Source organism: Agrobacterium sp. ST15.13.015, from assembly GCF_027871645.1.
Taxonomy (GTDB): Bacteria; Pseudomonadota; Alphaproteobacteria; order Rhizobiales; family Rhizobiaceae; genus Agrobacterium; species Agrobacterium leguminum.
The window spans coordinates 104,459-116,854 of sequence record NZ_JAQAHF010000015.1 but is presented as its reverse complement, the minus strand read 5'-3'; the positions used below and the strand labels follow the sequence as shown (position 1 = coordinate 116,854).

The window sequence follows — 12,396 nt, the reverse complement described above, 5'->3', positions numbered from 1 at the left end:
ATCGACCAGCCGTCCGATCAGCTCTTCGGGCTTGACCGCTTCCTTCTTGGCACGCACCGTCAGACGAATGTCGAAGAGCTGCGATACGCCCTCCTCGACGGACAGGCGCTCCGGCAGAAGCTGGTCTTCGCCGAGTGGCGAAGACACCTTCAGAACGCGGCTCGCCTGAACGAAATCGGAAAAAGACGGCTGGTCGTTCATGGGATACTCCTAATCAGGACCCGCGGCTGGACTGCAGGGGCCAGAACCAGATCGTTTCCGAATTGTAGTAGCAGGCCGAGGCGCATTGGGTGGCTTCGGAGCCACCCCGCACAAGATCGATATGACCGCCGCCGGTGTAGCCGGGGATATTGTTGAACGCCACGACGCCATTGCGCGCGCCGATGCCGTTGCGCGCCGTCGCGGGGGTAAAAGGCTCGGGTTCGCCAAGATAGCTCGTCCGCTTCATCAGGCTGGCAAGGCGGCGCATGTTCACCTCTATGCCCTTTCCGGCATAGGGGCCCTTCTGGATGCGGTGCGAGGCGGGCACGATGTTGATGCCCGACTTCACGAAAGCGATGCTGACGCGAATGGCGCAGGTATTGTGGTAGTTCGGATTGCCGATGAAATCGTCCCAGCCGATTTCCGTGAACAGATCACGCTGGCTGAGATAGTTTGGATGCGACGGGTCGCTGCTCGGATAATTCTTATAGAGAGTGTCAAAGTTAACGCGCATCGTTCGTCCCACTAGTTACTTTTCTGCTCACAGGGAAAGGAGACCTTGAGCGCCTCCCGCACGAGAGTGGCTGCCTGTTCATCCAGTTTTTCCGCAGAAAGATCGCCGAGATAGGTGTAGATCCGGTCGGTGAGTTCATGGGGCGCCACGGCGCCCGCACCGCACCAGTCCGATCCGCTTGTCAGATCGGCCACACCGGCGATATAGGCGCTCGATTTTGCGACGGAAACCAGCCGCCGCATTTCCGGATCAGACACTTCCGGGGCAAGTTTGCCCTCGATGGCCTGCTTGAGTTCAGCACCGGAGAATATCCAAGTCCGTTCCTCGGCACCCGCCGGCGAAAGACCGGACAGAGCCAGAACAACCGGCACGGAAACAAAAAACGCATATAGGGAGCGCATGAAAAACCCGCCTCGTCCAACGTGGATGAGAAACATCACGACGTGAGCTGCAAAACTGCAATGAAAACGTTCCGGTGCCGGCAAATACCGGCACCGGGTCGCGTCGCTATCAAGCGGCCTTCGTCGTCGCCAGATCGTAAGAGGCGATCATCGGAGACTGCGGCGAGTTGTTGTCGTCGAACGGCGTGTACTTCACTTCCATCTTGGTGAAGTTGAGCTTGATGGTTTCCACCGGACGGTCACCGCTGGAATCCACCGAGTAGCTGGCGATGAGCGTATTCGTCAGCAGATACTCGATATAGGTGTTGCCCGGATTACCCGTTGTCACCAGATGGATGGTTGCGAGCTTGCCAGTGCGGCCAGCGCAGGCTTCCTGGAAAAGCTTGGTGGAAGAAGAATCGCTAACCTTGGTCAGAATGACTTCCGAAATGGTCGGTTCGGATGCTTCGCGGTTTGCAGCAGAACCGGCAGAAGTGTTCATGTTGCGCGCTACGTTCCAGTGAATGGCTTCGATGTCCATCCACTTGCGGTGTTCCTCATGCGTGGCGTCGCCCTGGATACCGTCAATCTGCAGATAAATTGGCATGCTGTAAGCTCCTGTAGCTGAAATGACCTCTTGCTTCGAGGCCGCGTTACCCTTCGTTTAATGCCGCATGCGTCGGGTAGCCCCTTCCGACGCGGCAACTTCATCCACCCCACCCTCTTCGGGCGCGGCGAATTCATCTGTTTCCCCAGCCGCTTCGGCACGAATGCCGAACCTGTTTTCACCAAAATCGACAACGATCTTGCCCACGCGTTCTCCCGCGATGACTTTTTCGAGGAAAAAGCTGGAAAGAGGCGGCAGGAGATCCTTGCCGATCATGATTTCAATGGCGCGTGCGCCAATTTCACTTGCACCGGCGCGCGCCACCAACGCGTCGCGCGCGGCATCGGAAAGGGTCAGGTCGGCGCCGTATGTTGCGAGCACGCGTTCCCTGATCTTGCCGATCTGCATATCCACGATCCTTGCAAGTTCTTCCGCACCGAGCGGCATGAAGGGCAGGATGATCGTGCGCCCGAGGAATGCGGGCTTGAACTGTCTGGTCAGCTCCGGCATCAGCAGCGCTTCCAGCGCCTCGCCTTCCGGCATCGTATCCGGATCGGCGGAGAGCGCGGCCAGCAGCTCTGATCCGGTATTGGCCGTCATGAAGATCGTGGTGTTCTTGAAATCGACATCGCGGCCTTCGCCGTCGCGAAGCACGCCCTTGTCGAACACCTGATAGAAAATATCCTGGACGCCGGGATGGGCCTTGTCGATCTCATCGAGAAGGAGAACGCCGAACGGCCGGCGGCGCACCGCCTCCGTCAACACGCCGCCTTCGCCGAAACCGACATAGCCCGGCGGCGAACCGAGAAGCAGCGAAACCTTGTGCTCCTCCTTGAACTCCGACATGTTGATCGTCGTCAGATGGCTGTTGCCGCCATAAAGCAGATCGGCCAGCGACAGCGCCGTCTCGGTCTTTCCCGTTCCGGACATACCGACGAGGAAGAACACGGCGGGCGGGCGACGCGGATCGGACAATCCGGCACGGGCGGTGCGCATGGCATCGGCAATGCGGGTAATTGCAGCATCCTGCCCCACGACCCGCTGGCGCATGCGCGCATCCAATGTGCGCGCGCTTTCGATCTGGTCGGCCAGAAGCTTTCCGAGCGGAATACCGGTCCAGCGCGATACGACGGATGCAATCGCTTCACGGTCGACCACCGTCGGCACGAGTCTTTCGGCATTTGCCGGTTTGGTCTCAGCCGCCGGCCGCAGGCGCGACACATTCGATGCGCCGTTTTCAACGGGCTGCTCTTCGCTGAGTTCAGCCATTTCCGCATCGTAACGGCCGCGCAGATCGTCGATCCCGCTCTCGAGCTTCTCGACTTCGTCGCGTATCGAGTGGATACGGCTCTGCATCTCGTCATCCTGCGGTTCACGCAGAAGCCAGTTCAACTCATCGGTCAGAAGACGCCGCTCGCTTTCCATGGCGCGCAGCCGTTCCGGCAGGGTCTGCCGCGCCAGCGAAACGGCGGCCGCGGCCGTATCGAGAAGGCTGACGGCCTTGTCCGGTAATTGCCGCGCCGGCATGTAACGCGCCGATAATTGCACGGCCGCCACAATCGCCTCGTCACGAACCACAACGTTATGATGGCTGACGAAGCTGTCGGCGACACCGCGCAACATGCGGATCGCAGTCGTCTCATCCGGCTCCCGCACATGTACGGGCTGGAAACGACGCGTCAGCGCCGCATCCTTTTCGAAATATTTCTTGTATTCGCTCCAGGTCGTGGCTGCGACGGTGCGCACTTCGCCGCGCGCCAGAGCGGGCTTGAGAATATTGGCCGCATCGCCCTGTCCGGCTGCACCACCGGCGCCGACAAGGCCATGCGCCTCGTCGATGAACAGGATGACCGGCTCGGCCGAGCGTTTTACCGCATCGATCACGCCATGAAGACGGCGCTCGAACTCGCCCTTCACGCCGGCACCGGCCTGCAGCAGCGAAATATCGAGGTTCAGCAGGCGGACGTTGCGCAATTTTTCCGGCACATTTCCGGAAGCGATTTCGAGCGCCAGCGCTTCGGCGACCGCCGTTTTGCCAACGCCGGCCTCACCCACCAGAATGGGATTGTTCTGACGACGGCGCGTAAGAATATCAACGAGTTGGCGCAATTCATCATCGCGCCCGATCACCGGATCGACCTTGCCGTTCCGGGCGTCGGCTGTCATGTCCTGGGTGTAAAGGCGCAGAAAATCGTTCTGGCCGGCGGCCGTCGCGGCACCCGCCGCCGCGGCAGGAACTTCTCTTCCGCTGCTGTCTTCAACCGAACTGCGAAGGCGTTCGAGAGCCGCGCGATCCATCGCCTTCAGCGACGGAAATGCCGAGCGGACGAAAGAGCGAAGCGAGGTTTCCTCGTCCATCGCCAGAAGCAGATCGCAAAGCGTCACGCGGTCGCGCCCGGCCTCCAGCGACGCGAGAACCCATGCCTCACGGCCCGCCGTCAGAATGTTCTGTGAGAGCGACAAAGCCTCGCCATCGCCGATCACGGCCTCTTCCAGGCTGCGGCCGATTTCCGCCTGCAATACCGGAAGTGGAATTTTTAATTCCTCGAATGTTTTCGCATAGATACCGGCATCTACAACCGCCAGCAGCCAATGCGGGATATCCACGTACCTGTGCCCCATACGCACCGCAACGGAAGCCGCAGCTTCAAGCGTGACGCGCAGGTCAGGCTCAAGCGCTTCAACGAGGCGATTGAGATCGATATGCGACATGCAATGAGCCTCCTGCCCGGGTTCATTCCACAACGTGACGTGGAATAACTATGATGATGAAACCGGGTTGTCCACCCCGAAGTTTATTTTTTATCGGGTTAGATTAGGCAGTAGACGCCACAATTTAGACACATTTTGAATAAGTCTGTCTGAGGAATAGCCTTACGTAAGGGAAGTAACTACGAAAAATCCATTACTATTTTCTGGGGATAGACTGCTCTTGAACGCGCCGCATGTTAAAAGAGATATAGAGTTTTTTGGAGATTGCGGAGAAAACATCCGCATCGATTCAAGAACGCGTGAAATATACTACAGAATTAAGGATGAAAGAAACCAGGCGCGCACAGAAGAGCGCGCCGCGTCCCCACAGGATAACTTAAAGATTTCCAGTAGCTGGGACAGTGTCAGCAATCTTGGATTGCAGATTATATATTCCGAAAGCAAGGACATAGAAATATTGGCGTGGCTTGCCGAAGCAAGCCTGCGGCTGCGCGGCTTTCCTGGATTGCGAGAAATCTATGAGCTTTGTGGCGATCTTTTTTACAACCACTGGGACTCATTGCGCTCCATCAGCGACGATAATGATGAGGAAAAATTTGCACCTTTTGCGGGATTGAACGGCATCGGCACCGAGGGAACGCTTGTGCAGCCGCTCCGGCTTGCGCCGCTGATCCCCGGAGGGAAATTTGGAGAGCACAGCCTCTGGGATTTCCAGCTGGCGCAGCGACCCAACGAGAGCAAACGGCGCGAAGAACTGTATCGGCTGGCGTCGGAAGCAGGCGTTGCCGCCATGTCTTCCCATCTGGCCGAGGTCAACGCCTGTCTCTCGAGCTTCGACGCCATCATGGCGGTTCTTTCCGAACGCTGCGGCCAGTCTGCGCCACCCAGTTCCAATATCCGCAACACGCTCATCGAAGCTGCTGCGGCCATTCGCACGCTGGGCGGGCGCGAGCAGGAGCCGGCACCGGTCGAGCAGACGGCAGCCGCGGTTCCTGGAACCAACGACAACGGACAACCGGCGATACGAACAGCAGCGACGTCACCGGAAGGCATATCTTCACGCGATGAAGCGTTTGAAACTCTTCTTTCGGTTGCGCGTTACTTTCGCCGAACCGAACCGCATTCGCCGATCTCGCTCTCCATCGAAACGCTGGTTCGCAGGGGACGCATGGATTTTTCCGAACTGCTGGCGGAGCTTCTGCCCGAGGCACAGGCCCGCAATGCAGTTCTGACGGCCGCCGGGATCAAGCCCGGTGGAGACAACAACGGAAAATAACGAGGCAAGGGACGGAGACACCGTCCCGTAACAGTCAGCCATGCCAAGGGGCATCAAGGAGGTTGAAATGGCAAGTGTACACGAAAAGCTGGAACGGGTTCGCAAGCCCCGCGTCCACATCAAATACGAAGTCGAAACCGAAGGCGCGATGGTGGTCAAGGAACTGCCCTTCGTCGTCGGCGTTCTCGGCGATTTCTCGGGCAATCCGACCCAGCCGCTGAAACCTTTCGGCGAGCGCAAGTTCGTTCAGATCGACCGCGACAATTTCGATGAGGTGATGCGCCGCATGACGCCCGGCCTCAACATTGCCGTTGCCAACACGCTGCAGAAAGACGGGACGGACATGCAGGTCAACCTGAAGTTCGAAAGCATGGACGATTTCGAACCCGGCGCCGTGGTGCAGCAGGTTCCCGCCCTCAAGGCGCTTCTGGACGCCCGCAACGAGCTGCGCGACCTGCTTTCCAAGGCCGACCGTTCGGAAGATCTGGAGCGGATGCTGGAAGATATTCTGCAGAACAAGACCGATCTCGCAACGCTGGTTTCCGAACTCAAGGAAAAGAACGGCGCGAGCAAATAATCGCCTGTGCGGAGGAAAACCTCCCCGAACGGCCCCGATTGCGGGGCTTCAACTGTTCAAGCGGCATTTTTTCAAAGCCGCATGTGGAAGGACTGAAACATGAGCGCTGAAAGCCTGCTGAAAAACGAAGCACAGGCAACGACCGCCGAAGATCAGGGACTGCTGTCCAAGGTGGTTGCCGCAACCCGCCAGACCGAACCGGACCGCGCGCAAAATCTTCTGCGCACGCTGACAGACCAGGCGTTGAAGGGAACGGTCAAATACGACCGCAACCTCACCGTCACCCTCAACCATGCCATTGCCGAACTGGACCGGACGATTTCCGAACAGCTCGCCGCCATCATGCAGGCGCCGGAATTCGCCAAGCTCGAAGGGACCTGGCGCGGGCTCAACTATCTCGTCAAGAATTCCGAAACGAGCGTCAACCTGAAGATCCGCGTCATGAACGCCGGCAAGCGGGAACTGGCGCGCGATCTGGAAAAGGCCGTGGAATTCGATCAGTCCCGCCTCTTCAAGGCGATCTACGAAGACGAATTCGGCACCCCCGGCGGCGAACCGCTCGGCGCGATCATCGGTGATTACGAATTCGACAATTCCTTCGATGACGTACAGCTGCTTCAGGGCGTTTCATCGATTGCGGCGGCCGCTTTCGCACCGTTCATCTCGGCGGCAAGCCCGCACATGTTCGGTTTCGAGGATTATCGCGATCTCGCCCGTCCGCGCGATCTGGAGAAGATTTTCGACACCGTGGAGTATGCCAAGTGGCGCAGCTTCCGCGAAAGCGACGATTCCCGTTTCGTCACGCTCGCTTTGCCGCGTGTTCTGGCGCGCATGCCCTATGGCCCGAAAACCAACCCGATTGACGATTTCGCCTATGACGAAACCAGGGGTGCGGTGAATGGCGATCTGCAACATGACGAATATTGCTGGATGAACGCCGCCTATGTCATGGGCACGAAGCTGACCGACGCTTTTGCAAAAAGCGGCTGGTGCACGGCTATCCGCGGTGCGGAAAATGGCGGCCGGGTGGAAAATCTGCCCATGCACGTCTTCTCCAGCGATGACGGCGATCTCGATCTGAAATGCCCGACCGAAGTGGGCATCACCGACCGCCGCGACGCGGAACTGGGCAAGCTCGGCTTCCTGCCGCTCTGCCACTACAAGAACACCGATTATGCGGTATTCTTCGGCGCCCAGACCGCACATAAGCCGAAGCTCTACGACAAGCCGGAAGCCACGGCCAACGCCGCCGTTTCAGCCCGCCTGCCCTATATCATGGCCACGTCGCGCTTCGCGCATTACCTCAAGGTGATGGGCCGCGATAAGATCGGCTCCTTCATGGAGGCGTCCGATTGCGAAGTGTGGCTCAATCGCTGGATCGCCAACTACGTCAACGCCAATGACGAAGCGGGCGAAGAAAGCCGGGCGAAATATCCGCTGCGCGACGCCAAGGTGACCGTGCAGGAAGTGCCGGGCAAACCCGGCGCCTACAATGCGGTCGCATGGATGCGGCCCTGGTTGCAGATGGAAGAACTGACGACCTCGCTGCGCATGGTCGCCCGTATTCCGTCCAAGAACTGAGCCCGGACCGGGGTGGTCCGCCACCCCGGCCCCGTTCGTCACCCGGAGCCCGCTCATGGCGCATCAGTCCTTTCCGGATGCCCGCATTTTCGCCGACCAGCTCATCGCTCTCATCGACGATGCGCTGACCGGCCAGGTGAACGCCATTCTGCACCACCCTGATTTTCAGGCGATGGAAGCGAGATGGCGCGGTCTGGCCATGGTCGTGCGTGAGGCTGGCCGCGGCGCAGACGTCAAGGTGAAGCTGCTGAACGCCAGCTGGCGCGATCTTGCCCGCAACACGGAACGCGCTACCGACTTCGACCAGAGCCATCTTTTCGAAGTCGTCTATAATCGCGAATTCGGCATGCCGGGCGGCGAGCCGGTCGGCCTTTTGATCGGCGACTACGCCTTTTCCCCCGATGATATTCAGGGCGCCGATTCCATCACGACGCTGTCGCAGATCGGCATGGTGGCTGCGGCCGCCTTCTGCCCCTTCGTCGCGGCGGCGGCACCTTCCGCCGTCGGCCTGCAGGACTTCGCCGAACTCAGCCGGGTTCACGATTTTTCCTCGCTGAAGCAGGATAAATCGCGCCTGCGGTGGAATGCGCTTCGCGCACGCGACGATTCCCGCTTTGTCGGCCTTGTCGCACCACGCGTTTTGCTGCGCTCACCCTACAGGCCCTATGCGCGGGGGCGCGATGACGGATTTCCATTCCGCGAGCATGTGGCGGAAAGCGGTGAGACCCTGCTGTGGGGCAATGCCGCCTTCGCTTTTGCAACGGTGGTGGTGCGCAATTTCGTCGATTCCGGCTGGTTTGCGGATCTGCGCGGTGTGACGCAGGACGCGGTGGATGGCGGCATGCTCTCTTCCCGGCAATTGCCGTCGCTCGATCTTGGCATCGAAAGCAACGGCCTTTCCGCGCAGCCACCCGTCGAAGTGCAGCTGACGACCGGACAGGAACAGCAATTTTCCGATCTCGGCATCGTGCCCGTCTCCACCACCTATCTCTCCGGCATGGCGATCTTCAACGCCAACCAGTCCCTGCATGCACCCGGCCATTATTCCAGCGAAGCGGCAAGACAGAACGCCCGCCTCGCGGCCATGCTGCAATATGTGCTGTGCGCCTCCCGGTTCTCGCACTACCTCAAGGTCATCATGCGCGACGATATCGGCCAGCTCAGCGATGCCTCGACGATAGAGCGGAAGCTGGAAGGCTGGCTTTCCTCCTACACGCTCGGCAATGACGATGCTGAAGCGGCGCTGCGCACGCGCTACCCGCTGCGTTCTGCCGGCATCAACGTCTTCGAGGTTCCCGGCAAGCCCGGAACATTCTCCTGCACCGTGCGCCTTCAGCCGCATTTCCAGCTCGATGACGTCTCCACGAGCTTCCATCTCATTGCCGAAACCATGATGCCGCCCGCCGCCGCATCCCGGTCTTCAGCCGAGCCGCAAAGGATACCCGCATGACGCTGCGCGACGATATTTCCCGCCTTCTCGACGATGACCGGCTGCAGGACGCGATCGGTCTTGCGCGCGAACACGTCAAAACGAAGCCCGCCGACAAGGATGGCCGCCATTTCTACATCGACCTATTGGTCCTTGCCGGCGACTACGAGAAGGCCGATGCGCAATGCAATCTGGCCGCAACATTCTCGCCGCAGGAAAGCGTCGGCTTTTCCCTCTTTCGCCACCAGCTGCGCGCCATGGCCGCACGCAATGCGTGGTTCGAAACCGGCGCGGTGCCGGATTTCCCCGGCGGTCCGTCCGAACTCGATCAACTGGCCATCCGGGCGAATATCGCCGCACGCAGCGGCGATGCGGATGCCGCCAGAACCGCACTGGCTGAACTCGATGAAAAACGCGGCAATGTACCAATCGGCCGCAACGGCAAAAGCGCCGGCGATATTCGCGATCTGGACGACCGGATTCCGCATGCGCTGGAGGTGCTGACCAATGGCGGCCGCTACCTGTGGATCGACTACGGCCGCGTAGAAAGCCTCGCCATCGACCCGATGAGCCGCCCGCGCGACCTCGCTTTTCGCGGGGCTGAGCTGACGTTGCGCGACGGCGCGGTCGCCTCCGTGCTGCTTCCGGCCATCTATCACTGTGCGAAGGACGATGTCGGCCTCCTCCTCGGCCGGGAAACCCGATGGAGCGAGGAAGACCAGCCTCTGGCAACCGGGCAAGGCCAGCGCTGCCTGCTGATTGGCGACGATGTGGTGCCGTTCCACGAGATCGGTTCCCTTTCCGCCGCCTCCGACGATGAAAGGCAGATCGCCCGTGGTTGATCCGCTCGAGCAATATCGCGCGCGGCAGAGAACGCTGTCACGCTCCGTTCTGGACCGGCTGCTCGATGACGCGCCGGATGCGGAAACGGATATGCTCGTCAGTCTGAAGGATCAGGCGCGCGAGATGCGCGAGGTGATCCGCCGCGATCTCGAGGCATTGCTCAATACCCGTCGTAACCCCGCCGGTCCGCCGGCGGCGCTGAAGGAACTGTCCGATGCGCTGGTGAGCTATGGCGTGGACGGCATTCTTTCGGCCAATCTGGTGACCGACGCCTCCAAGGCGCGGCTTGCACGCAGCATCGAGCGGCGGATTTCCCTGTTCGAAACCCGCCTTGCCGACGTGCATGTGACGATCCTGAAAAACCGCACGGATGGCGACCGGGCGCTTCGCATGCGCATACAGGCAAGTTTCCGCCTTCAGGAAGGCATGCCGCCGATCAGCTTCGAATCCCGGATCGATCCGTCCACGCAGCGTTTCCTGGTGGAGGCGACGAATGGCTGACGGCTTTCTCGAAAAATACAATGATGAACTCTTCGCGCTCCGAAAACGCGCTTCGCGTTTTGCGGCGGCGTTTCCGAAGATCGCCGGCCGGCTGCGCATGACGGGCGATGTGGCCGACGATCCGCATGTCGAGCGGCTGATCCAGAGCTTCGCCTATTCCGCCGCCCGCGTGCGCCAGAAGCTGGACGACGAGTTTCCCGAACTGTCGGACAGCCTCCTGGAAACGCTCTACCCGCATTATCTTGCGCCGATCCCATCCATGAGCGTGGTTCAGTTAACCCCAAGCACGGCGCTCGCAACCGTGCAGACACTTCCCCGGCACAGCGAAATCCTTGCCGAGCCGGTGGGCGGTGAAAGCTGCCGTTTTCGCACCACGCAGGCAGTGGAAATCGCGCCGCTGCAAATCGCAGCCGCAACGCTGTCCGGCCAGCCGATCGACGCGCCTTTTTCGGCCTCGTTTGCCGGCGCCGCCAGCTGCCTGCGGCTTTCGCTGCGCAGCACGGCGCCGCGCGGCGGCACTTTCCCCGAAATGGGCCTGACGAAGCTTCAGATTTTTCTGTCCGCCGCATGGCAGCAGGCGACGGCCCTTTACGAGCTTTTGACAAATCATTGCGTGGGCATGGCGCTTGCGCGGCACGCCGAGGACAAGGAAGCCGTTTTCCTGCCCGCCGGCAATCTCACGCCATCCGGCTATACGCGCGATCAGGCCATGTTGCCCTATCCGGCCAACAGTTTTGACGGATACCGGCTTCTCACGGAATTCTTCGCGCTGCCGCAGAAATTTCTCTTTCTCGATATCGACGGGCTACAAAAATGGAGCGGCGGCGATTGCGAACTTTACATCTATCTGGATGCGGCGGACACGCAGCTTGAGCGCATGGTGTCGGTCCGGGATTTCGTGTTGAACGCCTCGCCGGTCATCAACCTGTTCAAACAAAGCTGCGAACCGCTCAGCCTCGATGGCACGCGCACGGAATACCGGCTGCTGCCGGATGCACGGCGGCAGCGGACCCGCGAAATCTATGCCGTCGAAAACGTTCAACTGACCAGCCGTTCCGGGCAGACGGAAAAGACCTCCCCGTTCTTCGGCCGCACCCAGCGCAATAACGGCGCAAACGTTTTCTGGCAGATACAGCGCCGTTTCGATGACGATGGTTCTTCCGATACGGACATCGCTTTCGTGGATCAGAAGCGCGGACCGCTTGGACCGCTCGACATGGTGGCGAGCATCGATACGCTGTGCATCAATCGTGAACTGCCGAGCCAGCTTCCCTTTGGCGGCGGCCACCCCTTCCTGCAGCTTTCGTCCGGCAACGAGGCTATAAAATCCATCCATGCGCTGATGCCGCCGACGGCGGCGATCCGCGTCAACGAGCGCTCCGCGCGTGAATGGCGGCTGATCTCGCATCTCCTCCTCAACCATCTCTCCCTCACCGACAGCGGCGGCGCGCCGCTGAAGGACATTCTCTCGCTCTATTCCTTCAGGGACAGCCCGGAGACCCGGCAGCTGGTGGAGGCGATCAGCAATGTCGAGGCGCAGAATTCCCACGCCCGGATCGGCTCGGCCATGGTGCCGGGAACGGACATCACCGTGGAATTCGATCCCGCGCTGATAGCGCGGCCCGCCGCATTTGTTTTCGCCAATGTCCTCAATCATTTCTTCGGGCTCTACACCTCGATCAACAGTTTCACGCGGCTGACGGCGACGATGCGCGGCCACTCCAAACCGATTGCCCGCTGGCCGGCCCGCGCGGCCGACCGGCCGCTGCTCTAGG

Annotated in this window: 12 protein-coding genes; 7 read left to right on the top strand and 5 right to left on the bottom strand. The window is 60.3% G+C overall.

Translation table 11 applies throughout. The features are described from left to right. The 5 genes from PIB16_RS21390 to tssH form a co-directional block, all read right to left on the bottom strand. Positions 1 to 201 (bottom strand): hypothetical protein (locus PIB16_RS21390; protein ID WP_271046313.1); only part of this gene is annotated, 201 nt, incomplete at its 3' end. Positions 202 to 214: 13 nt separating this feature from the next. Then, positions 215 to 715, bottom strand: a complete 501-nt coding sequence (locus PIB16_RS21385) for a type VI secretion system amidase effector protein Tae4 (RefSeq protein ID WP_059761067.1) — start codon at positions 713 to 715, stop codon at positions 215 to 217. Between the two features lie 11 nt (positions 716 to 726). After that, positions 727 to 1,116, bottom strand: a complete 390-nt coding sequence (locus PIB16_RS21380; RefSeq protein ID WP_065654968.1) for a Rap1a/Tai family immunity protein — start codon at positions 1,114 to 1,116, stop codon at positions 727 to 729. Between the two features lie 109 nt (positions 1,117 to 1,225). Next, positions 1,226 to 1,702 carry an Hcp family type VI secretion system effector gene (locus PIB16_RS21375; RefSeq protein WP_003504561.1) on the bottom strand — a complete coding sequence of 159 codons (477 nt, stop codon included), beginning with the start codon at positions 1,700 to 1,702 and terminating at the stop codon, positions 1,226 to 1,228. A gap of 57 nt (positions 1,703 to 1,759) precedes the next feature. Further along, on the bottom strand, positions 1,760 to 4,414 hold the full coding sequence (gene tssH, locus PIB16_RS21370) for a type VI secretion system ATPase TssH (protein WP_065654956.1): 2,655 nt from the start codon (positions 4,412 to 4,414) through the stop codon (positions 1,760 to 1,762). A gap of 220 nt (positions 4,415 to 4,634) precedes the next feature. Between tssH and tssA the strand changes: the two genes are divergently transcribed. The 7 genes from tssA (at position 4,635) to tssF (ending at position 12,395) form a co-directional block, all read left to right on the top strand. Beyond that, positions 4,635 to 5,690 (top strand): type VI secretion system protein TssA, encoded by a 1,056-nt coding sequence (tssA, locus tag PIB16_RS21365; protein ID WP_081307783.1) that lies wholly within the window; start codon positions 4,635 to 4,637, stop codon positions 5,688 to 5,690. Between the two features lie 67 nt (positions 5,691 to 5,757). After that, positions 5,758 to 6,267, top strand: coding sequence for a type VI secretion system contractile sheath small subunit (gene tssB / locus PIB16_RS21360; protein WP_035263819.1), 510 nt, complete (start codon positions 5,758 to 5,760; stop codon positions 6,265 to 6,267). A 99-nt stretch (positions 6,268 to 6,366) separates the two neighbouring features. Next, positions 6,367 to 7,848 (top strand): type VI secretion system contractile sheath large subunit, encoded by a 1,482-nt coding sequence (tssC, locus tag PIB16_RS21355; RefSeq protein WP_035263814.1) that lies wholly within the window; start codon positions 6,367 to 6,369, stop codon positions 7,846 to 7,848. A 55-nt stretch (positions 7,849 to 7,903) separates the two neighbouring features. Then, positions 7,904 to 9,298 (top strand): type VI secretion system contractile sheath large subunit, encoded by a 1,395-nt coding sequence (gene tssC, locus PIB16_RS21350; RefSeq protein WP_271046312.1) that lies wholly within the window; start codon positions 7,904 to 7,906, stop codon positions 9,296 to 9,298. Further along, a complete protein-coding gene (locus PIB16_RS21345) occupies positions 9,295 to 10,119 on the top strand; it encodes a type VI secretion system accessory protein TagJ (protein WP_065654953.1) in 825 nt (274 codons plus the stop codon). The genes tssC (PIB16_RS21350) and PIB16_RS21345 overlap by 4 nt, the downstream gene beginning before the upstream one ends. Continuing rightward, positions 10,112 to 10,621, top strand: coding sequence for a type VI secretion system baseplate subunit TssE (gene tssE / locus PIB16_RS21340; protein ID WP_065654952.1), 510 nt, complete (start codon positions 10,112 to 10,114; stop codon positions 10,619 to 10,621). Before PIB16_RS21345 ends, tssE begins: the two co-directional genes overlap by 8 nt. Beyond that, a complete protein-coding gene (gene tssF, locus PIB16_RS21335; RefSeq protein ID WP_065654951.1) occupies positions 10,614 to 12,395 on the top strand; it encodes a type VI secretion system baseplate subunit TssF in 1,782 nt (593 codons plus the stop codon). Before tssE ends, tssF begins: the two co-directional genes overlap by 8 nt. Position 12,396: the final 1 nt, after the last annotated feature.